This is a genomic window from Salmonella sp. SJTUF15570 (assembly GCF_043357055.1).
Classification (GTDB): Bacteria; Pseudomonadota; Gammaproteobacteria; order Enterobacterales; family Enterobacteriaceae; genus Salmonella; species Salmonella enterica.
This window is the reverse complement of record NZ_JBEUKJ010000012.1, coordinates 1-26,969: the sequence shown is the minus strand read 5'-3', so window position 1 is coordinate 26,969 and position 26,969 is coordinate 1. Positions and strand designations below refer to the sequence as shown.

Below are 26,969 nucleotides of genomic sequence, written 5' to 3'. Positions count from 1 at the left end.
GTCGTTGATTCTGCCTTCATAAAACGGTACGCGGGTGTGAGGACTCTCACATAAAAAAACCTTTCAGAACGTAACGTAGCGAATCTTTATATGACTGAAAGGGACTTATTTATGAAAGTAAAACTGCTTGCAGCCGGTATTTTGTTCACGCTGCCGTTCTGGGCCTGCGCCAAAGATGTCACCATTATTTACACCAACGATCTACACGCCCATGTGGAGCCTTATAAAGTGCCGTGGATTGCTGACGGTAAACGCGATATTGGCGGTTGGGCCAATATCACCACGTTGGTGAAGCAGGAAAAAGCCAAAAATAAGGCGACGTGGTTTTTTGATGCCGGAGATTACTTTACCGGACCGTATATCAGCAGCCTGACGAAGGGTAAAGCGATTATCGATATTTTGAATACCATGCAGTATGACGCTGCCACTATCGGTAATCATGAGTTCGATCATGGCTGGGACAATACATTGTTGCAACTGAGCCGGGCAAAATTCCCTATCGTGCAGGGCAATATTTTTTATGAGGACAGCAGTAAATCCTTCTGGGATAAGCCGTACACCATTGTTGAAAAAGATGGCGTCAAGATTGGCGTAATCGGCTTACACGGTGTCTTTGCTTTTAATGATACGGTTTCTGCCGCGACGCGCGTGGGCATTGAGGCACGCGATGAGATTAAGTGGCTGCAACGTTACATTGATGAATTTAAAGGTAAAGTCGATCTGACCGTCGCGCTGATTCACGAGGGCACCCCGGCCCGCCAGTCCAGCATGGGGAATACCGATGTGCGACGCGCGCTGGATAAAGATATTCAGACCGCAAGTCAGGTAAAAGGGCTGGATATTTTGATTACCGGCCACGCGCATGTCGGTACGCCGGAACCGATTAAAGTCGGTAATACGCTGATCCTCTCAACGGACAGCGGCGGCATTGATGTCGGTAAACTGGTGCTGGATTACAAAGAGAAACCACACCACTTTACGGTGAAGAACTTCGAGCTGAAGACCATTTTTGCTGATGAGTGGAAGCCCGATCCGCAAACGAAACAGGTGATCGACGGCTGGAATAAAAAGCTCGATAAAGTCGTGCAGCAGACGGTGGCGCAATCGCCGGTTGAGCTGACCCGCGCGTATGGCGAATCGTCGTCGCTGGGGAATCTGGCGGCGGATGCGCTGCTTTTTACGGCGGGGAAAGACACCCAGTTAGCGCTTACTAACTCTGGCGGTATCCGCAACGAAATCCCGGCTGGCGCGGTGACGATGGGGGCGGTAATCAGTACCTTCCCGTTCCCTAATGAACTGGTCACGATGGATTTAACCGGTAAACAATTGCGCAGCCTGATGGAGCATGGCGCTGGATTAAGCAACGGCGTATTGCAGGTGTCTAAAGGGCTGGAGATGAAGTATGACAGCAGCAAACCTATCGGCCAGCGGGTTACCGTGCTGACGCTCAATGGCAAGCCGATTGACGATGCTACGGTTTATCACATCGCTACCAACAGCTTCCTTGCCGACGGCGGCGACGGTTTTGCGGCATTCACGGAAGGCCAGGCGCGGAATACCTCCGGCGGCTACTATGTGTCGAATGCGATAGTCGATTACTTTAAGGCGGGCAACACCATCACGGATGAGCAGCTCAAAGGGATGCGCGTTGCGGATGTGAAGAAGTAATTTCCCCTGCCGCGGCGCGTTCAGTGTCGCGGCGTGACATGAAGAAAATTCAACTTTGCTGAATATTCCTCATTCTTTGGCGTGATTTTTCAGTTGACGTCCTTCTGCTTTTCCGTCATTTTTACATCTGGACGTCTAAACGGATAGATGTTTACAACACAACAAATAATAACATGCGATTGATGAGGTAAGGTATGAGCTTTTTTCACGCCAACCAGCGGGAAGCCCTGAATCAGAGCCTGGCGGAAGTACAGGGTCAGATTAACGTTTCGTTTGAATTTTTCCCGCCGCGCACCAGTGAAATGGAGCAAACCCTGTGGAACTCCATCGATCGCCTGAGCAGTCTGAAACCGAAGTTTGTTTCGGTAACGTATGGTGCCAACTCCGGGGAACGCGACCGCACTCATAGCGTTATTAAAGGCATTAAAGAGCGTACTGGGCTTGAGGCCGCGCCGCACCTTACCTGTATTGACGCCACCCGCGATGAACTGCGCACCATCGCCCGCGACTACTGGAATAACGGTATCCGCCACATTGTCGCTTTGCGCGGCGATTTGCCGCCGGGCAGCGGTAAGCCGGAGATGTACGCCGCCGATCTGGTTGGTTTGCTCAAAGAGGTGGCCGATTTCGATATTTCAGTAGCGGCCTATCCGGAGGTACATCCGGAAGCGAAAAGCGCGCAGGCCGATCTGCTTAATCTGAAGCGTAAAGTGGATGCTGGCGCTAACCGCGCGATAACCCAATTTTTCTTCGATGTGGAAAGCTACCTGCGTTTTCGTGACCGCTGCGTATCTGCGGGGATTGATGTGGAAATCATTCCGGGGATCCTGCCGGTATCGAACTTCAAGCAAGCGAAAAAATTTGCCGATATGACCAATGTCCGCATTCCGTCCTGGATGTCACTGATGTTTGAGGGGCTGGATAATGACGCAGAAACCCGCAAGCTGGTGGGCGCTAACATTGCGATGGACATGGTGAAAATTTTAAGCCGTGAAGGAGTGAAGGATTTCCACTTCTACACGTTGAATCGTGCGGAAATGAGTTATGCCATTTGCCACACACTGGGCGTAAGACCGGGTTTATAACCTCCAGCTCCCTGCCGGGAGCTTTATTACACCTCATATTGATCTACATCTCTGTAACTAAAAATATAAAAGGTATTAGCTATCGAATCTGTGGATTAATTCAACTATATCTATTTGCTCCTGGTGTATATCGTAACGGTAACACTTTAAAAGGGAGCTGAGATATGAGCACGACCGACGATACCCATAACACGTTATCCACTGGAAAATGTCCTTTCCATCAGGGGGGGCATGACCGAAGCGCAGGCGCAGGGACTGCCAGCCGCGACTGGTGGCCGAACCAGCTTCGCGTGGATCTTTTGAATCAACATTCCAACCGTTCTAACCCGCTGGGTGAAGACTTTGACTACCGCAAAGAGTTTAGCAAGTTAGACTACTCCGCCCTGAAAGGGGATCTCAAGGCGCTGCTGACCGATTCACAACCGTGGTGGCCCGCCGACTGGGGCAGCTATGTCGGTTTGTTTATTCGTATGGCCTGGCATGGCGCTGGCACCTACCGTTCTATTGATGGTCGTGGCGGCGCGGGTCGTGGTCAACAGCGTTTTGCGCCGCTTAACTCCTGGCCGGATAACGTCAGCCTGGATAAGGCGCGTCGTTTGTTGTGGCCGATTAAGCAGAAATATGGCCAGAAAATTTCCTGGGCCGACCTGTTTATTCTGGCGGGTAACGTGGCGCTGGAAAACTCCGGCTTCCGTACCTTCGGTTTTGGCGCCGGGCGTGAAGATGTCTGGGAACCGGATCTGGATGTGAACTGGGGCGATGAAAAAGCCTGGTTGACTCACCGACACCCTGAAGCGCTGGCAAAAGCGCCGCTGGGCGCGACCGAGATGGGCCTTATCTACGTTAACCCGGAAGGGCCGGATCACAGCGGTGAACCACTTTCTGCCGCCGCCGCTATTCGCGCTACCTTTGGCAATATGGGGATGAACGACGAAGAAACCGTGGCGTTGATCGCTGGCGGGCATACCCTCGGTAAAACCCACGGCGCGGCAGCGGCATCCCATGTAGGGGCCGATCCGGAAGCCGCGCCGATTGAAGCGCAGGGCTTAGGTTGGGCCAGCAGCTATGGTAGCGGCGTTGGCGCGGATGCTATCACCTCCGGGCTGGAAGTGGTCTGGACGCAGACGCCGACCCAGTGGAGCAACTATTTCTTCGAGAACCTGTTCAAATATGAGTGGGTACAAACCCGTAGTCCGGCTGGCGCTATCCAGTTTGAAGCGGTAGACGCGCCGGACATCATCCCGGACCCGTTCGATCCGTCGAAAAAACGTAAGCCAACCATGCTGGTCACCGACCTGACGCTGCGTTTTGATCCGGAGTTCGAGAAGATTTCCCGTCGTTTCCTTAACGATCCGCAGGCCTTTAATGAAGCCTTTGCTCGTGCCTGGTTCAAACTGACGCACAGAGATATGGGACCAAAAGCGCGTTACATCGGACCGGAAGTGCCGAAAGAAGATCTGATCTGGCAGGACCCGTTGCCGCAACCGCTCTATCAGCCAACGCAGGAAGACATTATCAACCTGAAAGCGGCGATCGCTGCATCCGGGCTTTCTATTAGCGAGATGGTTTCGGTTGCCTGGGCATCCGCGTCTACTTTCCGCGGCGGCGATAAGCGTGGCGGCGCTAACGGCGCGCGTCTGGCATTAGCGCCTCAGCGCGACTGGGATGTCAACGCCGTTGCGGCTCGCGTTCTGCCGGTATTAGAAGAGATCCAGAAAACGACGAATAAAGCCTCGCTGGCCGATATTATTGTGCTGGCGGGCGTGGTCGGTATCGAGCAGGCGGCCGCTGCTGCGGGTGTCAGCATCAGCGTGCCTTTTGCGCCGGGCCGGGTGGATGCGCGTCAGGATCAGACCGACATTGAGATGTTCTCGCTGCTTGAACCGATTGCCGATGGATTCCGTAACTATCGTGCGCGTCTGGATGTGTCGACGACCGAATCGCTGTTGATTGATAAAGCGCAGCAGTTAACGTTGACCGCGCCGGAAATGACAGTACTGGTTGGCGGGATGCGTGTGCTGGGAACCAACTTTGACGGCAGCCAGAACGGTGTCTTTACCGACAGACCGGGCGTGCTCAGCACAGACTTCTTCGCTAATCTGCTGGATATGCGTTACGAGTGGAAACCGACCGACGAATCTAATGAGCTGTTCGAAGGCCGGGATCGTCTGACTGGCGAGGTGAAATACACGGCGACCCGCGCCGATCTGGTGTTTGGTTCCAACTCCGTACTGCGCGCGCTGGCGGAAGTTTACGCGTGTAGCGATGCGCACGAGAAGTTTGTGAAGGACTTCGTCGCGGCATGGGTGAAAGTGATGAACCTGGACCGTTTCGATCTGCAATAATCTGATAGGTTAATTCGTCAGCGGCTGCTATTCGGTAGTCGCTGACTTTTTCCGCGTTTAATGCGAAAAATAACGAAAATGCCCCGTTACTTTCCAGTTAAATAATACATCTTCCTCCTGTGCTCCCGCGCCTATGTTATGCACAACCAGCGGCACCCCTTCAGGCGTGACGTTCAGGGATACCACGCCAATATGCGCAAGGCCGTTATCCAGTCGCCAGGAGACAATATCTCCCGGTTGATAATCGCTATATTTATCTGTCACCGGCAACGCTTTGTTGTGGCGCTGAAACCAGGTTTCCAGATTCGGAACGCGGCGATGGTCGATATTGCTGTCCGGGCGTTTCAGCTTCCAGTTATTCGGGTAGGCAGAGAAATGCGCCTGCATGTCTTCATGTACCCGTTTCTGTAAATCAACCTGCTGACTGCGCAGCGCGCGGATGACGACATCTGCACATACGCCACGCTCCAGCGGAAGATCGCCATTCGGATAATCCAGACGAACATAGGCAGCATCATAAAATAGCGTCTTACCTATTTGCGTCCCGGCACTTTGGGCGATTGCAGCATTAGTTTGCGCCTGAACGGTTATTGGTCTGGTATCAGAGCGTGGCGAATGATGAGAGATATGGCTAATAAAAAAAGCAGCAAGAATACCGATAAGCGCCTGTGCGAATTTCATCTTCTTCGTCCGTGAAGTGTGTCAGTACGTCATTTGACTTTCCGCGGAGAGAATGGTGCGTGATAAAAAAGTCTATTTCAGGACAAAATGGACTGATTCCAGGCTATGGAATACCTGATGATGGCGCTTCGCTTACCCGGCCTGGATGATTGGATAACAAAGCCAGATAAGGCGCCTGTGTCGATATTCAGCAAATGAATTCTGTTGGGTCAGCAAGCTGAAATACTCCTGACTATCGTCAGGAGTATTGCTCAGACCTTATTCCCATTCCTGCAAGAAGCGTTGACCGTACTGGTCGGCGACCAGCAGCGCGGCGTACACTTCATCCGGCGTTGCGCCGCCAGGCATGTTATGAATAGTTTCACCTTCTGCGCAGGAGGCTTCCGCGACGGTGCGCATTTTTGCCGGAATATCCTGTTTAATATCCAGTTGCGCCAGCGTAATCGGCAGGCCAACGGAATGGCACAGCGCCGCAACGGTTTCGATTTCTTCGACCGGCGCGTTTTCCAGCACCAGTTGCGTCAGCGTACCGAAAGCGACCTTCTCACCGTGATAATAGTGGTGCGCATCCGGAATCGCCGTTAAACCGTTATGAATCGCGTGCGCTGCGGCCAGACCGCCGCTTTCAAAACCGACCCCGCTCAGGTAGGTGTTGGCTTCGATGACGCGTTCCAGCGCTGGCGTGACGACGTGCTGTTCGGCGGCCAACATGGCTTTTTCGCCTTCTTCGATCAGCGTGTTATAGCATAGCTCCGCCAGCGCCAGCGCGGCCTGTGTACACTTGCCGCCCGCCATTGTGGTGGCGCCGCTGCGTGAGCAGGCGCGCGCTTCAAACCAGGTCGCCAGCGCATCGCCGATACCGGCTGCCAGCAGACGCGCCGGCGCGCCCGCCACTATCTGCGTATCGACAATGACCATATTCGGGTTATGCGGCAGCAGCAGATAACGGTCAAACTCACCGGCATCCGTATAAATAACCGAGAGCGCGCTACACGGTGCGTCGGTAGAGGCGATGGTCGGCGCGATAGCGACCGGGACGTTCATAAAATGCGCCAGCGCTTTGGCGGTATCCAGCGTTTTACCGCCGCCGATACCCAGTACGGCGCCACACTGACTTTTCTCGGCGACGGCGCGCAGCCTGTCGATCTCATTTTGCGAACATTCGCCGCCAAACGGGGCGATTTCTACTGACAAACCGGCACCCGTCAGGCTTTTGCGCAGCGTCTCTTCGGCAAATCCCAGCACGAATTTATCGCCCACAACCAGCCAGTTGTTCGCCATTGGTTTTAAATAATCGCCAAGACGCGCGATGACGTTTGCACCCTGAATATACTTACCTGGTGACTGAATAATGCGATCCATACATTTCTCTCCTACAGGTTCAGATTACCAAAAGCGTTTTTCCAGTCTTGCTCAAACTTCTCTATTGCTGACTCTACCGCAGGCGTATTGAGCATTTGTTGCGCTACATCTAAAGGAAGGGTAATCGCCTGGCAACCTGCCAGTAAGCAATCCAGCGCCTGCCGCGGTGTTTTAAAGCTGGCCGCCAGCACCATGCTGTCGGGAGCGTGATGTTCCAGTAGCGTTTGCAGCTCCTGAACCATACGAATGCCATCGCCGCCCTGCGCATCAACGCGGTTGACGTAGGGAGCGACATATTTTGCGCCCGCCAGCGCCGCCAGCAGGCCCTGCGACGCGCTGTAGACGGCGGTGCCCAGCGTCACGATGCCTTCTTTTTTCAGCAATTTAATCGCTGCAAGACCTTCGGCGGTCACCGGAATTTTCACCACAATGCCGGGGATGGCGTTATTCAGTCGTTTGGCTTCTTCCACCATCCCTTTCGCGTCGCGGCTCATGGTCTGCGCAAATAAAGTGCCTTCTTCGCCGATGGCGTTTTGCAGCCTGGGCAGCACATCCCAGATAGATTCTTTGCTGGCTGCCACAATGCTTGGATTGGTGGTGACGCCGGCAATCGGGAAAATGCGCGCCAGACGTTCAACTTCCGCCACGTTAGCGGTATCCAGATAGAGTTCCATAGTCTTTCTCTTCGTGAGTTTTCGTTATGGACAGGATAAAGGAGCGTGACCCGGATGCGCTATGTGACAAATCTGCCAAAAACTGGACAAATGTGATGCTCTTGGTAAAGTGTGATTTACTTCACAAGTTGGTGATGATTAACGTATAACGTGCTGTTGTATGCCATGTGAGAGAGTGAGGTTTTTGCATTGATATTACAATAATCCAGTAAATGCGCGTTTTATCTACTGTATCCTCTTTACTGGCGTGTGGATTATTTTTCCGTTAGCTGGCTGTGATACTGGCGGCGATACTCCGACGGCGAGCGTTCCGTATTTTTGCGAAACAGGCGGCAGAAATAGTTACTGTCGACAAAACCGCAACGGTGCGCCACCTCTTTCACTTTCAGGTCATAGCCCTTCAGCAACGTTTTGGCGTGTTCCAGTCGCGTATGGTTCAGGTATTCGTTAAAGCCGATGGCCCCCGTTTTCTGGAACAGGTGCGAGAGGTAATTTGGCGAGATATAAAACGCCTGTGCTACCGATTCGCGCGTCAACGGCGCGGCGTAGCGTTCATCAATATACTCCCGAATGGCTTCAAAAAGCGCGCGGCTGCGGGAGGCGGTCTGGATTTGGCTGCCGAGCAGATCGCGGCAATGGCTTAGTAGGCTGGCGACAATCAATCTGGCCGTTTGCTGCTCTTGCGGCTGCATCTGCATCTCATTAAGCGTTTGTAACAGGAAAGAGCCGATACGCGGGCCGCGGCGCGCAACGTGCTGTTTCGTGAGGTTTTGATGCTGCTGACCATCCCAGTGGACCACGCTGAAACCTAACTGCTGTTTGCCAAACAGAATGCTCAGGGTGGTGACGGGCGTTTGCCATTGCGGGATGTTCCAGCCGCCAGCCGGAACGTAGAGAACATCGCAAGGAATGAGCGGGGCGGTAATGCTCATGTCAGTAAGCTCGCCCTCCAGCACAATCTCCAGCCGCGGAAAATCCACCTGGTACGCCAGTTCCGGCGCTGGGCCGCTGGCGCTGGCAAAATAAATCTGGCGCAGCGGCAGCGGACCGTTGATGAGACGGGTGAGAAGGTGGCTGACGTCGTGATACATGATAATCCCCTGCCGATCGCAAACAGAGGAAACAGTAACGTCGAAAACCGATGTCCTCAAGCGATTATTGCCGGATAGCGGCGCTTTGCGCCTTATCCGGACTACGGGAGAGAAGAACGCCAGGCCCGATAAGCGTTAGCGTTATCGGGCAGCATACAGGCTATTGATTACCGACCTGATCGCCATACGGCAACGTATCATAATCAATCAGCGCGTTTTTCTTATACGGGTTGCCAATCCAGCGCGTGGTCTCTTTGAACTGCGGGTTGGTGATGGAACGCGTCGGGTCGTAACCATCATAGGTCAGGCCCGCTAAGTCCGACCAGGTATGGATAAGCTCGGAACTGCTGTACTTACGATCGACATCCTGTGAGAAGTCGCGCGGATGCGCCGCCTGCCATTTCTCTGAGGTCCACAGCAGGAACGGCACCGTATACATATGACGGGTTGGCGAATCTTCGTTTCGTCCCTGCGTCTTATGCGGCGGCGTGTCATACACTTCTTCACCGTGATCGGAGAAGTAGAGCAGGAAACCGTTCGGATCGGTCTCTTTATAGTCCTTAATCAGGCTGGCGACAACATAGTCGTTATACAGGTTCGCGTTGTCGTAATCGTTATACGATTCCAGTTCGTCGCTGCTTAATCCCGGCGGAACATGGTCGGTTTTACCATCAAACTTGCCCTGGTTTTCTGGATAACGGAACTTGTATTTAATGTGCGTTCCCAGCAGATGCACAATAATGAATTTTTTCGGCGCCGGGTCGGCTAACACCGCTTTAAACGGCGCCAGCACGTTGCTGTCATATTCGCGTGCGCTTTGAGTGCGCTGCTGGTTCATATAGAACTGCTTATCAGTCTGCTTAGAGAACACGGTCAGCATGGTATTACGCGCCGTCATCGTCTGCTGGTTAGTGATCCAGAAGGTTTTATACCCGGCCTGTTTCATCATATTCATCAGCGATGGCTTCGTCAGATACCAGTCCGGGTTCTTTTCGTCCGCGAACGTTAGCGCCTGTTGCAGAATCTCAATGGTGTACGGTCGCGAAGTTACCACGTTATTAAACACGGTCAGCCCGGGGTCGGTTTTATGCAGCGCGTCCAGTTCCGGCGTGGTTTCGCGCGGATAACCGTACAGACTCATACGGCCACGCTGGGTCGATTCGCCAATCACCAGTACCAGCGTGCGCGGCGCATCGCCGGAGTGGTCCTGGAAGTTAGCCAGCGGCGGCAGGGCATCGTTTTCATTCAGCAGTTTATTCAGCGAGGCGAGCTGTAAACGGTACTGATAGTAGCCAGTAATAAATTGCCACGGCGCAGCGGGTTCCATTCGTGACGCCAGGCTATCCAGCGTTTTCTCCATCGACTTATGCTTGATAAAGGTATTCATCGCGATGGGATGGAGGATCAGCCCGTACAGCAGGGCAAACGACACCAGATAGCGCCAGGGAGATGGAATATAAACCGGGCACAGACGTGTCCACAGCAGAATCGCCGCTACCGTATAAGCCAGGGCGACAAGAACAATTTTCAGACTGAAATATTGGCTTAAATATTCGCTGGCTTCATTGGCGTTGGTTTCAAACATCACAAACAGCACGCTTTGCGAGAACTCCTGCCCGTAGATTACGTAATAGCTCAGCGCCGCCAGCGAGGCGGCCCAAAGTACGACGCCAATAACGGCAGCAATAACCCGGATGCGGCCTGGAAACAGAAAGACCGGGATCAGCCACAGTGAGCTGTACAGTAGCGAATCCCGCAGACCGTTTGTCCCGCTGTATCCGGTGAGATAAATAATGGCCTGCAGGAGGGTGGAAAAGAACCAAAAGTAGAGCAGTGCCCAGCCCAGGGCTTTCCAGCTAAACGCGGGTTTAGTCTGGAGTAATGTGGATTGCATAATGAGAGCCTGTCTTTAATCGTAGCGCCAAACGTAACGCCTGAACCTTAAAAGAATCTGAAGCAAACCTGCTTTATGCCGCACGTTTTGCTAAGAAAGATTTACAAATGCATAAAATGCAGACAGGAATATATTGAAAAAATGACGAGGATGACAGCAGTATTTCATGCCGCCCCCACATAACTGCGTGAGGGCGGCTTTCTTTTGGCGTTAGCCGGTGTTGCGCATACCGGCGGCGACGCCCGCAATCGTGACCATCAACGCCTGTTCGACGCGAGGATCGGGCGATTTGCCCTGCTCTTCAGTCAGACGGGAACGATACAGCAACTCGGCCTGCAACACGTTTAATGGATCGGTATAAACGTTTCTTAACTGAATGGACTCCGCAATCCACGGTAAGTCGGCCATCAGGTGCGAATCGTTGGCAATCGCCAGCACCACTTTAATGTCTTCTTCCAGCAGGTCTCGTAGCTCTTTGCCCAGCGGCCATAGCGTTTTCGCCACCAGACGCTGATCGTAATAGTCGGCCAGCCACAGGTCGGCTTTCGAGAATACCATTTCCAGCATCCCAAGACGCGTGGAGAAGAACGGCCAGTCGCGGCACATGGCTTCCAGTTCGCTTTGTTTACCGTCTTCCACCACTTTTTGCAGCGCAGTACCCGCGCCCAGCCAGGCTGGCAGCATCAGGCGGTTTTGCGTCCAGGCGAAGATCCACGGAATCGCGCGCAGCGATTCGACGCCGCCAGTTGGACGACGTTTCGCCGGACGTGAGCCGAGCGGCAATTTGCCCAGCTCTTGTTCCGGCGTCGCGGAGCGGAAGTACGGTACAAAGTCTTTATTTTCGCGCACGTAGCCGCGGTAGGTTTCACAGGAGATGACGGAAAGCTCATCCATAATATGACGCCAGCTGTCTTTCGGTTCCGGCGGCGGCAGCAGATTTGCTTCCAGAATTGCGCTGGTGTAGAGCGAGAGGCTGCTGACGGTGACTTCCGGCAGGCCGTATTTGAAGCGGATCATCTCGCCCTGCTCGGTCACGCGCAGACCGCCTTTCAGACTGCCTGGCGGTTGCGAAAGCAGCGCCGCGTGGGCTGGCGCGCCGCCACGGCCAATAGAGCCGCCGCGGCCGTGGAAGAGGGTGAGCTCGATGCCGGCTTTTTCACAAGTTTTAATCAGGGCGTCCTGCGCCTGATACTGCGCCCATGACGCGGCCATAACGCCGGCGTCTTTCGCCGAGTCGGAGTAGCCGATCATGACCATCTGCTTACCCTGAATCAGCCCGCGATACCAGTCGATATTCAACAACTGGGTCATCACGTCGTCGGCGTTGTTCAGGTCGTCGAGGGTTTCAAACAGCGGCGCGACCGGCATGGCAAAGCCGATACCTGCCTCTTTCAGCAGCAGATGCACAGCCAGCACATCAGACGGCGTTTTCGCCATTGAAATTACGTAGGCGGCGATCGACCCTTTTGGCGCTTCGGCAATAACCTTGCAGGTTTCAAGCACTTCGCGGGTATCGTTGCTCGGCTCCCAGTTACGCGGCAGCAGCGGACGTTTGGAGTTCAGTTCGCGGATCAGGAAGGCCTGCTTGTCGGCTTCCGACCAGCTTTCGTAGTCGCCAATACCAAGGTAGCGGGTAATTTCGCCCAGCGCTTCGGTATGGCGGGTGCTCTCCTGACGGATATCAATACGCACCAGCGGTACGCCGAAACACTTCACGCGGCGGAGCGTGTCGAGTAACTCGCCGTTGGCGATAATGCCCATGCCGCAGGCCTGTAACGACTGGTAGCAGGCGTACAGAGGTTCCCAGAGCTGCTCGTTTTGCGTCAGCAGGCCAGCCGGTTTGGGCAGCTTCTCGCCTTTCAGACGCGCTTCCAGCCAGGACTGGGTCGCCATCAGACGGGCGCGCAATTTTTTCATCAGGTAGCGATACGGCTCAGACGCGCCTTCTTCGCCCACTAACGCCAGCAGCTCCGGCGTGGCGTCGACCATCGACAGTTCTGATACCAGAACATGAATGTCTTTCAGGAACAGATCGGTGGCTTTCCAGCGGCTTAACAAGAGCACGTGGCGGGTGATATCCGCCGTCACGTTCGGGTTGCCGTCACGGTCGCCGCCCATCCAGGAGGTAAAACGTACCGGCACAAAATCCACCGGCAATTTGTAGCCGAGATTTTCTTCCAGCTGTTCGTTCAGTTCACGCAGATAGTTAGGTACGCCCTGCCACAGGCTGTTCTCAACCACGGCGAAGCCCCATTTGGCTTCATCCACCGGGCTTGGACGCTGCTTGCGGATCTCATCCGTATGCCAGGATTGGGCAATCAACTGGCGCAGGCGACGCATTACCTGGTGGCGTTCGTAGTCGGCGATATCGGTATTATCAAGCTGTTTCAGACAGTTGTTGATTTCACCCATCTTGTGAATAAGCGTACGGCGGGTAATTTCTGTCGGGTGGGCGGTTAGCACCAACTCCAGAGACAGCGACTCTACCGCTTTTTTGATGGTTGCGTCGTTGAGGTCCGGTTGGTTTTTTAGTTTACGCAGAGTGCGGGCAATCACTTCCGGGTTGCTGGCAGCTTCGCCTTTTGGCGAAATGCTGTGGTATTGCTCGGCAGTATTGGCCAGGTTCAGGAACTGACTAAACGCGCGCGCAACTGGCAGCAGCTCGTCATTAGACAAATTTTGTAGCGTGGTGAGCAGCTCCTGGCGATTAGCTTCATTGCCGGCGCGTGAAGATTTGGATAGCTTACGGATTGTTTCTACGCGATCAAGAATGTGTTCTCCCAGCGCATCCTTGATGGTTTCTCCCAGCACCTTGCCGAGCATACTGACATTACTACGCAACGCGGAATATTGTTCGTTCATATGATCCCAGACACCCCATCTCTGTTGTAATTGTCCTGCATCTTTCACGCTGCGGCGGCGTTGGCTGCGCTCTCCCACCCAGGTCACTTACTTATGTAAGCTCCCTGGGATGTGCTCGTTTGCCGTCTTGCCGCAACGCGAAATCTTTCGGACCAAGCTTTTTCACATCACTTCTCATCTTTATAAAGCCACGTAAAACCCGTGGCGTCAATTACTGCGAAATCGGTTCAGCAAACGAAGAAATGACGGTAATTTATTAAAGTTAATTCGCATCGTGCCAAATAAGAAATGCTTATGAACATGTGGCGTAGAGATGCCGGATGGCGCTGCGCTTATCCGGCCTACAAGACGGGGGAGGCCCGGTAAACATCGCGTCACCGGGCAATATGCATTAATGCCAGCAAAAATGGTGTACTACCTGGGTAATCAATTCCCGGGTTGGCTTAATAAAACGCGTTTCGAGATATTCATCCGGCTGATGCGCCTGATTAATTGAGCCCGGACCAAGCACCAGCGTTGGGCATAATGTCTGCATAAACGGCGCTTCAGTACAGTAGTTCACCACGTCGGTTTTCGTTCCCAACAGTTTTTCTACTACTTCAACCAGTTGGTGGTCCGGTGGACACTCATAACCTGGAATCGGCGGATGTAATTCCGCCACCGTCAGGCGGCCCGGCCAGCGTTCGCTTACCGGGGCCAGCGCGTCGTTAAGCAGTCCATTAAGGTCGTTTAACGTCATGCCCGGCAGTGGACGAATATCCATATGCAATTCGCAGCAGGCGCAGATACGGTTTGAGGCATCGCCGCCGTGAATATGGCCCAGATTCAGCGTTGGATACGGAACGGTAAACGCCTCGTAGTGATACCGCGCTTTCAGCGAGTCACGCAGTTGCATGATATGGCCAATCGCATCGTGCATCAGTTCAATGGCGTTAACCCCACGCGCCGGGTCGCTGGAATGACCGGACTGCCCCAGGACGCGAACGACATTAGAGATATGCCCTTTGTGCGCGCGTATCGGTTGCAACGACGTCGGTTCGCCAATGATCGCGCAGTCCGGACGTAATGCCGTGGTTTCGGAAAAATAACGCGCCCCCGCCATGCTGGTCTCTTCATCGGCGGTCGCCAGAATGTAGAGCGGCTTTTTCAACTTTGTGACGTCAACGTCACGTAGCGCGTCCAGAATAAAAGCGAAGAAGCCTTTCATATCCGCAGTGCCCAGACCATAGAGCTTATTGTCGTGCTCGGTCAGCGTGAACGGGTCGCGCGTCCAGCGTCCGTCATCAAAGGGAACCGTGTCGGTATGGCCGGTCAGCAGCAAACCGCCCGCGCCATGTCCGGTGCTGGCGAGCATATTAAATTTGTTTCGCGTTCCTGGAACCGGTTGAACCTCTACGTTGAAACCAAGATCGCTGAACCAGCCTGCAAGCAAAGTGATTAAAGACGCATTACTTTGATCCAGGGATTCTTCGGTTGCGCTTATCGACGGTGTGGCAATCAGAGCGCGGTAAATCTCGATAAATGGCGGTAAAACGTTTTTCATTGTTGACACACCTCAGGTCATGATAGTATCAATATTCATGCATTAATTATGAATAAAAATACATTAACGTTGAGCATAAAGGAACCCGATGTTGAATACGCTGATTGTAGGCGCTAGCGGTTATGCGGGCGCAGAGCTTGTAAGCTACGTAAATCGCCACCCACATATGACCATAACCGCTTTGACCGTCTCAGCGCAAAGCAATGATGCAGGAAAGTTAATTTCTGATTTACATCCGCAGTTAAAAGGGATTGTCGACCTGCCATTGCAACCGATGTCGGATGTACGTGATTTTAGTGCAGATGTTGATGTGGTGTTCCTGGCGACAGCGCATGAAGTGAGCCACGATCTGGCGCCGCAATTTTTACAGGCCGGATGCGTCGTATTCGATCTTTCCGGCGCGTTTCGGGTAAACGATCGCGCCTTCTATGAAAAGTACTACGGATTTACTCATCAGTATCCTGAGCTGCTGGAGCAGGCGGTGTACGGTCTGGCGGAGTGGAATGCCGATAAACTGAACACGGCGAATCTGATTGCGGTTCCTGGTTGCTATCCAACCGCAGCGCAGTTGTCGCTAAAACCGCTGATTGACGGCGGGCTTCTGGATCTGACGCAGTGGCCGGTAATTAATGCCACCAGCGGGGTGAGCGGCGCGGGGCGCAAGGCAGCAATTTCGAACAGTTTCTGTGAAGTGAGTTTGCAACCGTATGGCGTGTTTACGCATCGTCATCAGCCGGAAATCGCCGCCCATCTGGGTGCGGAGGTCATCTTCACCCCGCATCTGGGGAATTTTCCGCGCGGGATTCTGGAAACCATTACCTGCCGCCTGAAAGCGGGAGTAACCCATGCGCAGGTCGCCGACGTGTTGCAAAAAGCCTATGGCGACAAACCGCTGGTGCGCCTGTATGACAAAGGCGTTCCGGCGTTAAAGAACGTCGTCGGGCTGCCGTTCTGCGATATTGGTTTTGCCGTCCAGGGCGAACATCTGATTGTGGTGGCAACCGAAGACAACTTGTTGAAAGGCGCAGCGGCGCAGGCGGTGCAGTGCGCTAATATTCGTTTTGGCTTCGCTGAAACGCAGTCTCTTATTTAAGGGTGAAATGATGAATCCATTAATTATCAAGCTGGGTGGCGTATTACTGGATAGCGAAGAGGCTCTGGAACGTCTTTTTACCGCGCTGGTCAACTATCGTGAGTCCCATCAGCGTCCGCTGGTGATTGTTCACGGCGGCGGTTGCGTGGTGGATGAGCTGATGAAAGGGCTGAATTTGCCAGTGAAAAAGAAAGACGGACTGCGCGTGACGCCTGCCGATCAGATTGGCATCATTACCGGCGCGCTGGCGGGAACCGCTAACAAAACTCTGCTGGCCTGGGCGAAGAAACACCATATCGCCTCTGTTGGTCTGTTTCTGGGCGATGGCGACAGCGTAAACGTGACCCAACTCGATGAAGCGTTAGGCCACGTCGGGCTGGCGCAGCCGGGGTCGCCGAAGCTGATTAACATGCTGCTGGAAAACGGCTTTCTGCCGGTGGTCAGCTCCATTGGCGTAACAGACGACGGCCAACTGATGAACGTCAACGCCGATCAGGCGGCAACCGCGCTGGCGGCGACGCTGGGGGCCGATCTGATCCTGCTTTCTGACGTGAGCGGTATTCTGGACGGCAAAGGCCAGCGTATCGCCGAAATGACGGCGTCCAAAGCCGAGCAGCTTATCGACCAGGGCATTATTACCGACGGGATGATTGTGAAAGTGAATGCGGCTCTCGATGCTGCGCGGGCGCTGGGTCGCCCGGTGGATATCGCTTCCTGGCGTCATGCGGAGCAACTGCCGGCGCTGTTTAACGGCACGCCGATTGGCACGCGTATTCTGGCTTAACTATTTGTTCGCCCGATGGCGGCTGCGCCTTATCGGGCCTACGTGAACAGAAATTGTAGGCCGGATAAGCGTAGCGCTATCCGGCAGTGAAATTCGAAGAATTTAAGGAAGTCTATTATGGCACTTTGGGGTGGGCGTTTTACACAGGCGGCAGACCAGCGGTTTAAACAATTCAATGATTCGTTGCGCTTCGATTACCGTCTGGCGGAGCAGGATATTGTCGGTTCTGTGGCCTGGTCCAAAGCATTGGTCACGGTAGGCGTACTGACTGCCGATGAGCAACGACAGTTGGAAGAAGCGCTGAACGTGCTGCTGGAGGAGGTTCGCGCGAATCCGCAGCAAATCCTGCAAAGCGATGCGGAAGATATCCATAGCTGGGTGGAAGGTAAGCTCATCGACAAAGTGGGTCAGTTGGGTAAAAAGCTGCACACCGGGCGCAGCCGTAACGATCAGGTGGCGACGGACCTGAAACTGTGGTGCAAAGAGACGGTGAGGGAACTGCTTACCGCTAACCGCCAGCTACAGAGCGCGCTGGTGGAAACCGCGCAGGCGAACCAGGACGCGGTAATGCCGGGATATACCCATCTGCAACGCGCGCAGCCAGTGACTTTCGCCCACTGGTGTCTCGCGTATGTCGAAATGCTGGCGCGCGATGAAAGCCGCCTGCAGGACACGCTTAAACGTCTGGACGTGAGTCCGCTAGGTTGCGGCGCGTTGGCGGGAACGGCCTATGAAATTGACCGTGAACAATTGGCAGGCTGGCTGGGCTTTGCGTCTGCGACCCGCAACAGCCTGGACAGCGTGTCCGATCGTGACCACGTACTGGAACTGCTTTCTGATGCGGCTATCGGCATGGTGCATCTGTCACGCTTCGCGGAAGATCTGATTTTCTTTAATTCTGGTGAAGCGGGTTTTGTAGAGCTTTCTGACCGCGTGACTTCCGGTTCATCGTTAATGCCGCAGAAGAAAAACCCGGACGCGCTGGAGCTGATTCGCGGTAAGTGCGGTCGCGTACAAGGGGCGCTAACCGGCATGATGATGACCTTAAAAGGTCTGCCGCTGGCGTATAACAAAGATATGCAGGAAGACAAAGAAGGGCTGTTCGATGCGCTCGATACCTGGCTTGACTGCCTGCATATGGCGGCGTTGGTGCTGGACGGTATTCAGGTGAAACGCCCACGTTGTCAGGACGCGGCGCAACAGGGGTATGCCAACGCCACGGAGCTGGCGGATTACCTGGTCGCGAAAGGCGTGCCGTTCCGCGAAGCGCACCATATTGTCGGCGAAGCGGTGGTAGAAGCCATTCGCCAGGGTAAGCCGCTGGAAGCGTTGCCGCTGGCCGATTTACAGAAATTCAGCCACGTGATTGGCGACGATGTGTATCCGATATTGTCTTTGCAGTCGTGTCTGGATAAACGGGCGGCAAAAGGCGGCGTTTCTCCGCAGCAGGTGGCGCAGGCCATCGACGATGCCAGGGCGCGCCTCGCGTTGTAGGCCTTATAAGCGTAGCGCTATCAGGTAATACTGCCCGGCCGAGCATCAGCGACGCCGGGCTTTTTACGCAAAAAAAAGCGGACCAGAGGTCCGCAAAAGTTCACGTTGGCTTTAGTTATTTCGGGTTCGAGAGATACCCTCTGAACGGGCGGTGTCTTCAAGGGTTAAACGAGAAACCGCTCCGTTCTGTGATGTATTATTAATCAGAAAGGTTGATAGGGATAATCGTTCGTTGCTATGCTACCTATCGCCATGAACTATCGTGGCGACGGAGGATGAATAATGAATATTCGTGATCTTGAATATCTGGTGGCGTTAGCCGAACATCGCCATTTCCGGCGAGCGGCGGACTCCTGTCACGTCAGCCAGCCAACCCTTAGTGGGCAAATACGTAAGCTGGAAGATGAGCTGGGCGTTATGCTGCTGGAGCGTACGAGCCGTAAGGTGCTGTTTACCCAGGCGGGCTTACTGCTGGTGGATCAGGCGCGTACCGTACTGCGTGAGGTCAAGGTGCTCAAGGAGATGGCAAGCCAACAAGGCGAGACGATGTCCGGCCCGCTGCATATTGGTTTAATCCCAACAATTGGTCCCTATTTGCTGCCGCTTATCATTCCAATGTTGCACCAGACTTTCCCGAAGCTGGAAATGTATCTGCATGAGGCGCAAACGCACCAGCTGTTAGCGCAACTCGATAGCGGCAAGCTTGACTGCGCTATTCTGGCGCTGGTGAAAGAGAGCGAGGCGTTTATCGAAGTGCCGCTGTTTGATGAGCCCATGATGCTGGCTATTTATGAGGATCATCCGTGGGCGAATCGCGATCGCGTGCCGATGTCCGATCTGGCGGGCGAGAAATTGCTGATGCTGGAAGATGGCCACTGTCTGCGCGATCAGGCGATGGGGTTCTGTTTTGAAGCGGGAGCGGATGAAGATACCCATTTCCGGGCGACCAGTCTGGAAACGCTGCGCAACATGGTAGCGGCGGGCAGTGGTATTACACTACTTCCCGCGCTGGCCGTACCGCAGGAGCGTAAGCGCGACGGCGTGGTTTATCTGCCATGCATTAAGCCGGAGCCGCGTCGTACCGTGGGGCTGGTTTATCGCCCGGGATCGCCGCTGCGTAGCCGTTATGAGCAACTGGCAGAGGCCATCCGTGGCGCAATGGATGGCCATTTCGACAAGGCGTTAAAACAGGCGGTTTAAGCCGTTCAACGCCGCAACCCGATAAGCTTCCGCCATGGTTGGGTAGTTAAAGGTGGTGTTAACGAAGTATTCGATGGTGTTACCGCCACCTTTCTGCTCCATGATCGCCTGGCCGATATGAATAATTTCGGCGGCGCGTTCGCCAAAGCAGTGAATCCCCAGAATTTCTTTGGTTTCGCGGTGGAAGAGAATTTTTAGCGTGCCGACGTTCATGCCGACGATTTGCGCTCGCGCCAGATGCTTAAACTGCGCGCGGCCCACTTCGTAAGGCACTTTCATTGCCGTTAACTGCTGCTCGGTTTTGCCGACAGAACTGATTTCCGGAATGGTATAAATCCCGGTGGGGATATCTTCGATAAGATGCGCGGTCGCTTCGCCTTTCACCAGCGCCTGCGCTGCAATACGCCCCTGATCGTAGGCGGCGGAGGCCAGACTGGGATAGCCAATCACGTCGCCCACCGCATAGACGTGCGGCAGGGCGGTCTGGTACATACTGTTGACTTTGAGCTGTCCACGGCTGTCTGTTTCCAGACCAATATTCTCCAGCGCCAGCGAATCGGTGTTACCGGTACGGCCATTAGCATAGAGCAGGCAGTCAGCCTTCAGTTTTTTGCCGGATTTCAGGTGCATGATGACGCCATCATCGCAGCCTTCGATTTTCTCATACTCTTCATTGTGGCGAATAACCACGCCGCTATTCCAGAAATGGTAAGAGAGAGAGTCGGACATCTCCTGATCGAGAAAGGCCAGCAGGCGATCACGGGTGTTGATCAGATCCACTTTCACATCCATACCGCGGAAGATGGACGCATATTCGCAGCCGATAACGCCGGCGCCGTAAATAATAACGTGGCGCGGTTCATGGTGGAGACTCAGGATTGAGTCGCTGTCATAAATGCGCGGATGCGAGAAATCCACATCATTGGGATGGTAAGGACGCGAACCACAGGCAATAACAAATTTTTCTGCCGTCAGGGTTTCAACCGTGCCGTCATGGCATTCCAGCGCCAGGGTATGTTCGTCAATAAAATGGGCGTTGCCCTGCAAGATTTCACAGTGGTTACGCTCATAAAACCCCTGACGCATACGCGTTTGTTGATTAATCACGTTATCGGCATGATTAAGGATATCGGCGAAAGAAGAACGAAGGAGACGGGAGTGGTCGCTATAGAGCGGGTTTTGATTAAATTCAATAATGCGGCTGACGGCGTGGCGAAGGGCTTTGGATGGGATGGTGCCCCAGTGGGTACATCCGCCGCCAACGTTATGATAACGCTCAATCACCGCGACGCGTGCTCCTTGCTTAACCAGACCCATTGCAGCACCTTCACCGCCGGGGCCTGACCCTATGACGACTGCATCATAATCCCAGGAATGTGGCATGGTATTACTCACCTGTTTTTATACATAAAATAAACACGATGATAACATTTGCCCAGCTTTAACCCAATTATCGTTGTGCTTTTTTGCGAAGCCGGAGCACAAACTGTCTGTAAACAATCATTCACAATCCAGTGTGAACCCGTTACTTTTATTCTCTGGTATAGTGCCGAATAAGGCATATGGAAGGATTCAGACATTGTGATGGGTGTTAGAGCGCAACAAAAAGAAAAAACCCGGCGTTCGCTGGTGGAAGCCGCATTCAGCCAACTGAGCGCTGAGCGGAGTTTCGCCAGCCTGAGTTTGCGTGAGGTGGCGCGTGAAGCGGGCATTGCGCCAACGTCGTTTTACCGTCATTTTCGCGATGTCGATGAACTCGGTCTGACGATGGTGGATGAAAGCGGTCTGATGCTGCGTCAGTTGATGCGTCAGGCGCGACAGCGTATCGCGAAAGGCGGCAGCGTCATTCGCACGTCGGTCTCCACATTTATGGAGTTTATCGGCAACAACCCCAACGCCTTCCGTCTGTTATTGCGTGAGCGTTCCGGCACTTCAGCGGCGTTTCGTGCCGCCGTCGCGCGGGAGATTCAGCATTTTATTGCGGAACTTGCCGACTATCTGGAACTCGAAAACCATATGCCGCGCGCGTTTACTGAAGCCCAGGCCGAAGCGATGGTGACTATTGTCTTTAGCGCGGGCGCAGAGGCGTTGGACATCGGCGCTGAACAGCGTCGGCAATTAGAAGAGCGGCTGGTATTGCAACTGCGCATGATTGCGAAAGGGGCGTATTACTGGTATCGCCGTGAGCAAGAGAAAATAGCACATCATTCCGAATAACGTGAAGGACGAGTAATGAAACAGTCAGGTCAAGATAAAGGTACGCTGTTGCTGGCGCTCATCGCTGGCTTATCAATTAACGGCACATTCGCGGCGCTGTTTAGCGCTATTGTGCCGTTCTCCGTATTCCCGGTTATCTCGCTGGTGCTGACGGTATATTGCCTGCATCAGCGCTACCAAAATCGTACTATGCCGGTAGGTTTGCCGGGGTTGGCCGCCGCCTGTTTCATTCTTGGCGTTTTACTGTATAGCACCGTGGTGCGTGCAGAATATCCGGATATTGGCTCTAATTTCTTCCCGGCGGTGCTGTCGGTGATTCTGGTATTCTGGATTGGCTTTAAGCTGCGTAACCGCAAGCAGGACACCGCAGAGTAGTGTGCGAAGGCCGGATGGCGGTATAACCGGCCATCCGACGTACATTTTACCTTGCGGTGAGTAATACTCCGCATTCCATATGATGCGTATACGGGAACTGATCGAATAGCGCCAGGCGAGACACCGTATGCGTCTGGCTTAACGTTTCCAGGTTTTTGCACAACGTTTCCGGATTGCAGGAAATGTACAGGATACGTGGATAAGCCTGCACCATTTTTTCCGTTTCGCTGTCCAGACCGCTGCGCGGCGGATCGACAAAAATGGTTTCGCACTGATAGCGCTTCAGGTCGATCCCCTGCAGGCGGTTAAACTCACGAACGCCATTCATCGCCTGGGTAAACTCTTCCGCCGCCATGCGAATAATTTGCACATTATCAATATGATTAGCGGCAATATTGTACTGTGCGGCAGCGACGGACGGTTTGGCGATTTCGGTTGCCAGCACGCGGTTAAAATTGCGCGCCAGCGCTAAAGAAAAATTGCCGTTGCCGCAATACAACTCAAGCAGATCGCCTTTTGAGTCTTTCGTCACCTCCAGCGCCCACTCTAACATCTGAATATTCATGGCGGCGTTTGGCTGCGTAAAGCTGTTTTCGACCTGGCGGTAGATCATCTCTGTACCTGCCACAGGCAGACGCTCATCAATATAATCCTGATCCAATTCGATTTTAGTTTTAGTGGCCCGGCCAATCAGGTGTACGTTCAGACCTTGCGCGCGTAAAGCATCGCGTAACGCAGTGGCGGCTTCACGCCACTCTTCGTCCAGCTTCTTATGGTACAGCAACGACACTACCGCCTGGTTGCTCAAGGTCGTGAGATAATCGATCTGGAACAGCTTATGCCGCAGTGCATGATTATCGCGCACGCCGGCAATCATCGCCTTCATTAAGGTATTAATCAGTTGGCTGGCCGCCGGGAAGGTGTCAACGCGAATCCGGCTTTTGGTCTGCTGATCAAACATAATGTGGTACAGGTCATCGCCGTCATGCCACAGGCGAAATTCCGCACGCATACGATAGTGACTGACCGGCGAGCGAAATACTTCCGGAACCAGGTCAGAAAACGGCGCCATCATACTCTGCAAGCGCGCCACTTTTTCGGCCAGCTGCGCCTCATACTGTTCTGTCGGAAGATGTTCGGGGGTCATATCGCATCCTGAATAATAAAAGTACGCGGGGATTGTAGGGATTGCTCAGTGGATGTCCAGCTATTGATGATTTCTGATTTGTGATGCGCGGTCTGGACAGGGTGTTGTGACAGACGGTAGCATCCGTGGGCCGGTCCTGTGAGTTAATAGGGAATCCAGTGAAAATCTGGAGCTGACGCGCAGCGGTAAGGAAAGGTGAGATGAGAGCGTAAGCAGACACTGCCTCCGGCGGGAAGTCATCATTTCTGCTATCCAGTCAACGGATAACCCTCCAAGCCCGAAGACCTGCCGGCTAACGTCGCATCTGGTTTTTCATCATCGCGTACTATCGATGAAGCCTGCGGCATCCTTCTTATATTGTGGATGCTTTACAATGATTAAAAAAGCTACGCTGCTGACGGCGTTCTCCGTCACGGCCTTTTCCGCTTGGGCGCAGGACACTAGCCCGGATACCCTGGTTGTCACCGCCAACCGTTTTCAGCAGCCTGTAAACTCTGTTTTGGCGCCAACCGATGTCGTCACCCGCGAGGATATTCAGCGCTGGCAGTCAAAAGATCTTAATGACGTAATGCGCCGTCTTCCTGGTGTGGATATTTCACAGAGTGGCGGAATGGGGAAGAGTTCCTCGCTGTATGTTCGTGGCACCGAATCGCGGCATGTCCTGGTACTGATTGATGGTGTGCCGATGGCGCGGGCGGGCATTAGTAACGCGATTGATATTGGTCAGCTTCCGGTGTCGTTAGTGCAGCGCATTGAATACATTCGCGGACCGCGTTCAGCGGTGTACGGTTCTGGCGCGATTGGCGGCGTCGTCAATATTATTACGATGAGCAATGACGAGAAATCACAGATCAACGCCGGTATGGGATCGGATAGCTACCAGACCTATGATGGGATTATGAATAAACGGTTTGGCGATACGATTGTAACTGCTGCCGGGGCGTATGAGACGACCAGGGGTTTTAACATTCAGCCTGACTCTCCCTATAACGGGGACAGTGACCGGGACGGCTACCGCAATAAGTTGTTCTGGGGAGGCGTACAGCATAAGTTTAACGATAACGTCTCCGGTTTCTTTCGCGGCTATGGTTATACGGCGAATAGCGATTACGATCAGGGTTCATATGGTTATGTTGGCGGCAATGATGAGGCCCAGAATTACACCCAATCTTGGGATGCTGGCCTGCAATACAGTTCTGGCATCTATTCTTCTCAGCTGATCGCCAATTATCAACATATTAAAGATTACAACTACAGTAACGATCTTGGTCGGTATGCGGGGGATGCCTCGCTGGATAACATGGAGCAGCGTTATATTCAATGGGGTAATAGTGTTGAAGTTGGGCACGGAGCGGTTAGCGGTGGGGCTGACTGGAAACAGGAAAAACTGACCTCCAGTAGTACAACGAAGGCCGATACTTACAAACGTGATACCACCGGGCTCTATCTGACCGGACAGCAACAAATCGATAGTGTCACGTTGGAAGCTTCTGGCCGTGAAGATCATGATGAGCAGTTCGGCTGGCATGGGACATGGCAGACCGCAACGGGCTGGGAGTTTGTTGATGGTTATCGGGCAACTCTCTCCTATGGTACGGGGTTCCTGGCACCGTCCCTTGGGCAGCAATATGGCGCGACGCGTTTTGCATCTTCTTATGGGCCTGGTATTGCCGCTAACCCAAACCTAAAGCCGGAAGAATCCAGGCAGTGGGAGGCCGGCATTGATGGGCTGACCGGACCGCTGGATTGGCGCCTTTCTGCATATCATTATAAGGTTCAAAACCTGATCGATTATAAAGATAATCAATACGTTAATCTGAAGTCGGCCACCATTAAAGGTCTGGAGTGGACCGGAAATATCACCACTGGCCCGGTAGATCACCACCTGACGCTGCAATACGTCGATCCGCGTGATGATGAAACCAATAAGGTTCTCTATCGCCGTGCTAAGCAGCAGGTAAAGTATGAGCTGACCGGACAGATTTTTGAACTCGGCTGGAATGTGATGTATCAGTACCTCGGCGAACGTTACGATAAAGACTACGACAATAATAGAGATGTAAAAATGGGCGGCTTGAGCTTGTGGGATATTGGAGTTTCATATCCGGTCACCTCACATCTGACAGTTCGTGGTAAAATAGCCAACCTGTTCGACAAAGATTACGAGACAGTTTATGGCTACCAAACTGCAGGACGAGAATACACCTTGTCTGGCAGCTACACCTTCTGAACCACGTCCCACCGTGCTGGTATTTGATTCCGGCGTCGGTGGATTGTCGGTCTATGATGAGATTCGGCGGCTCCTGCCGGATCTCCACTATATATATGCTTTCGATAACGTGGCGTTCCCCTACGGGGAAAAGAGCGAAACGTTTATCGTCGAGCGCGTTGTCGAGATTGTGACTGCGTTACAGCAGCGCTATCCCCTTTCACTGGCGGTGATTGCCTGCAATACCGCCAGTACGGTCTCACTTCCCGCATTACGTGAAAAGTTTGCCTTCCCGGTGGTGGGCGTTGTGCCTGCGATTAAACCAGCGGCGCGGCTGACCGCCAATGGCGTCGTCGGGCTACTGGCGACGAGAGCGACGGTCAAACGTCCTTATACTCACGAGCTGATTGCGCGCTTCGCCAATGAATGTCAGATAGCGATGTTGGGGTCGGCAGAACTGGTGGAACTGGCGGAAGCTAAACTACATGGCGACTCGGTATCGCTGGAAGAGCTGCGTCGCATATTACGCCCATGGCTACGAATGCCGGAGCCGCCTGACACGGTCGTTCTGGGGTGTACGCATTTCCCTCTATTACGGGACGAGCTTTTGCAAGTCCTGCCCGAAGGGACGCGGTTGGTGGATTCCGGCGCGGCGATAGCGCGTCGTACAGCCTGGCTGTTGGAACATGAAGCGCCGGATGCGAAATCAACCGATGCCAATATTGCTTATTGCATGGCAATGACGCCAGGAGCTGAACAATTATTACCCGTTTTACAGCGTTATGGCTTTGAAACGCTCGAAAAACTGGCGGTTTAATGGCGTTTTGGGTAAATACCAGGCACTTGAGAAATTATTTTAAATTTCCTCTTGTCAGGCAGAAATAACTCCCTATAATGCGCCACCACTGACACGGAACAACGGCACACAGGCCGCCGGGTCAGCGGGGTTCAGACCAGAACCTCACGGAGAAAAGCGAAAATAAACGCTTGACTCTGAAGCGGGAAAGCGTAATATGCACACCCCGCGCCGCTGAGAAAAAGCGAAGCGGCACTGCTCTTTAACAATTTATCAGACAATCTGTGTGGGCACTCGAAGATACGGATTCTTAACGTCCTCGGACGAAAAATGAATACCAAGTCTCAAGAGTGAACACGTAATTCATTACGAAGTTTAATTCATTGAGCATCAAACTTTTAAATTGAAGAGTTTGATCATGGCTCAGATTGAACGCTGGCGGCAGGCCT

20 protein-coding genes and 1 riboswitch are annotated in these 26,969 nt (G+C 53.5%); of the genes, 11 read left to right on the top strand and 9 right to left on the bottom strand.

Translation table 11 applies throughout. The annotated features are described in order from the left end of the window. Positions 1 to 111 precede the first annotated feature (111 nt). The 3 genes from ABVN44_RS19845 to katG all read left to right on the top strand — a co-directional run bounded on the left by ABVN44_RS19845 (position 112) and on the right by katG (position 5,098). Positions 112 to 1,668 (top strand): bifunctional UDP-sugar hydrolase/5'-nucleotidase, encoded by a 1,557-nt coding sequence (locus tag ABVN44_RS19845; protein ID WP_023232482.1) that lies wholly within the window; start codon positions 112 to 114, stop codon positions 1,666 to 1,668. A gap of 194 nt (positions 1,669 to 1,862) precedes the next feature. Continuing rightward, positions 1,863 to 2,753: a methylenetetrahydrofolate reductase gene (gene metF, locus ABVN44_RS19840; protein WP_000007508.1), complete on the top strand. Its 891-nt coding sequence runs from the start codon at positions 1,863 to 1,865 to the stop codon at positions 2,751 to 2,753. A gap of 164 nt (positions 2,754 to 2,917) precedes the next feature. After that, positions 2,918 to 5,098 (top strand): catalase/peroxidase HPI, encoded by a 2,181-nt coding sequence (katG, locus tag ABVN44_RS19835; protein WP_000108105.1) that lies wholly within the window; start codon positions 2,918 to 2,920, stop codon positions 5,096 to 5,098. 57 nt (positions 5,099 to 5,155) lie between these two features. Here the strand turns inward: katG and ABVN44_RS19830 are convergent, their stop codons facing one another. From ABVN44_RS19830 to argE, 7 genes are all read right to left on the bottom strand, one after another. Further along, positions 5,156 to 5,779 carry a DUF1287 domain-containing protein gene (locus ABVN44_RS19830; protein ID WP_000666688.1) on the bottom strand — a complete coding sequence of 208 codons (624 nt, stop codon included), beginning with the start codon at positions 5,777 to 5,779 and terminating at the stop codon, positions 5,156 to 5,158. Positions 5,780 to 6,037: 258 nt separating this feature from the next. Beyond that, positions 6,038 to 7,141, bottom strand: coding sequence for a glycerol dehydrogenase (locus ABVN44_RS19825; protein ID WP_000374041.1), 1,104 nt, complete (start codon positions 7,139 to 7,141; stop codon positions 6,038 to 6,040). An 11-nt stretch (positions 7,142 to 7,152) separates the two neighbouring features. Further along, positions 7,153 to 7,815, bottom strand: a complete 663-nt coding sequence (fsa, locus tag ABVN44_RS19820) for a fructose-6-phosphate aldolase (protein WP_000424866.1) — start codon at positions 7,813 to 7,815, stop codon at positions 7,153 to 7,155. Between the two features lie 254 nt (positions 7,816 to 8,069). Next, complete coding sequence (locus ABVN44_RS19815) at positions 8,070 to 8,906, bottom strand: AraC family transcriptional regulator (RefSeq protein ID WP_048348794.1); 837 nt, start codon at positions 8,904 to 8,906, stop codon at positions 8,070 to 8,072. Between the two features lie 160 nt (positions 8,907 to 9,066). Next, the gene (locus ABVN44_RS19810; protein WP_129339489.1) at positions 9,067 to 10,800 is read right to left on the bottom strand and encodes a phosphoethanolamine transferase CptA; all 1,734 of its coding nucleotides are present in this window, start codon (positions 10,798 to 10,800) and stop codon (positions 9,067 to 9,069) included. A gap of 210 nt (positions 10,801 to 11,010) precedes the next feature. Then, the gene (gene ppc, locus ABVN44_RS19805; RefSeq protein WP_001005548.1) at positions 11,011 to 13,662 is read right to left on the bottom strand and encodes a phosphoenolpyruvate carboxylase; all 2,652 of its coding nucleotides are present in this window, start codon (positions 13,660 to 13,662) and stop codon (positions 11,011 to 11,013) included. 391 nt (positions 13,663 to 14,053) lie between these two features. Beyond that, a complete protein-coding gene (gene argE, locus ABVN44_RS19800; RefSeq protein ID WP_000800208.1) occupies positions 14,054 to 15,205 on the bottom strand; it encodes an acetylornithine deacetylase in 1,152 nt (383 codons plus the stop codon). Between the two features lie 88 nt (positions 15,206 to 15,293). Between argE and argC the strand changes: the two genes are divergently transcribed. The 4 genes from argC to oxyR all read left to right on the top strand — a co-directional run bounded on the left by argC (position 15,294) and on the right by oxyR (position 19,776). Beyond that, positions 15,294 to 16,298 carry an N-acetyl-gamma-glutamyl-phosphate reductase gene (argC, locus tag ABVN44_RS19795; RefSeq protein WP_000935332.1) on the top strand — a complete coding sequence of 335 codons (1,005 nt, stop codon included), beginning with the start codon at positions 15,294 to 15,296 and terminating at the stop codon, positions 16,296 to 16,298. A 7-nt stretch (positions 16,299 to 16,305) separates the two neighbouring features. Beyond that, a complete protein-coding gene (argB, locus tag ABVN44_RS19790; protein WP_001575262.1) occupies positions 16,306 to 17,082 on the top strand; it encodes an acetylglutamate kinase in 777 nt (258 codons plus the stop codon). A gap of 117 nt (positions 17,083 to 17,199) precedes the next feature. Then, a complete protein-coding gene (gene argH / locus ABVN44_RS19785) occupies positions 17,200 to 18,576 on the top strand; it encodes an argininosuccinate lyase (protein ID WP_023232573.1) in 1,377 nt (458 codons plus the stop codon). Positions 18,577 to 18,858: 282 nt separating this feature from the next. Next, complete coding sequence (oxyR, locus tag ABVN44_RS19780; RefSeq protein ID WP_001025919.1) at positions 18,859 to 19,776, top strand: DNA-binding transcriptional regulator OxyR; 918 nt, start codon at positions 18,859 to 18,861, stop codon at positions 19,774 to 19,776. On the opposite strand, the gene sthA is transcribed toward oxyR, so the two are convergent. Beyond that, positions 19,759 to 21,159, bottom strand: a complete 1,401-nt coding sequence (gene sthA, locus ABVN44_RS19775; RefSeq protein WP_001120789.1) for a Si-specific NAD(P)(+) transhydrogenase — start codon at positions 21,157 to 21,159, stop codon at positions 19,759 to 19,761. The genes oxyR and sthA overlap by 18 nt on opposite strands. 198 nt (positions 21,160 to 21,357) lie before the next feature. On the opposite strand from sthA, the gene fabR reads away from it, so the two are divergent. Together fabR and ABVN44_RS19765 are read left to right on the top strand one after the other, a co-directional pair. Next, positions 21,358 to 21,993: an HTH-type transcriptional repressor FabR gene (gene fabR / locus ABVN44_RS19770; protein ID WP_000971958.1), complete on the top strand. Its 636-nt coding sequence runs from the start codon at positions 21,358 to 21,360 to the stop codon at positions 21,991 to 21,993. A 15-nt stretch (positions 21,994 to 22,008) separates the two neighbouring features. Continuing rightward, positions 22,009 to 22,368, top strand: coding sequence for a YijD family membrane protein (locus tag ABVN44_RS19765; protein ID WP_000813838.1), 360 nt, complete (start codon positions 22,009 to 22,011; stop codon positions 22,366 to 22,368). 46 nt (positions 22,369 to 22,414) lie between these two features. Here the strand turns inward: ABVN44_RS19765 and trmA are convergent, their stop codons facing one another. Then, entirely contained in the window at positions 22,415 to 23,515 is a 1,101-nt protein-coding gene (trmA, locus tag ABVN44_RS19760; RefSeq protein WP_023232574.1) for a tRNA (uridine(54)-C5)-methyltransferase TrmA, read from the bottom strand. A 114-nt stretch (positions 23,516 to 23,629) separates the two neighbouring features. Beyond that, a riboswitch (cobalamin riboswitch) is annotated at positions 23,630 to 23,823 on the top strand. A 65-nt stretch (positions 23,824 to 23,888) separates the two neighbouring features. On the opposite strand from trmA, the gene btuB reads away from it, so the two are divergent. After that, the gene (btuB, locus tag ABVN44_RS19755; protein ID WP_023232575.1) at positions 23,889 to 25,745 is read left to right on the top strand and encodes a TonB-dependent vitamin B12 receptor BtuB; all 1,857 of its coding nucleotides are present in this window, start codon (positions 23,889 to 23,891) and stop codon (positions 25,743 to 25,745) included. Next, the gene (gene murI, locus ABVN44_RS19750; RefSeq protein WP_023232576.1) at positions 25,690 to 26,541 is read left to right on the top strand and encodes a glutamate racemase; all 852 of its coding nucleotides are present in this window, start codon (positions 25,690 to 25,692) and stop codon (positions 26,539 to 26,541) included. The genes btuB and murI overlap by 56 nt, the downstream gene beginning before the upstream one ends. Positions 26,542 to 26,969: the final 428 nt, after the last annotated feature.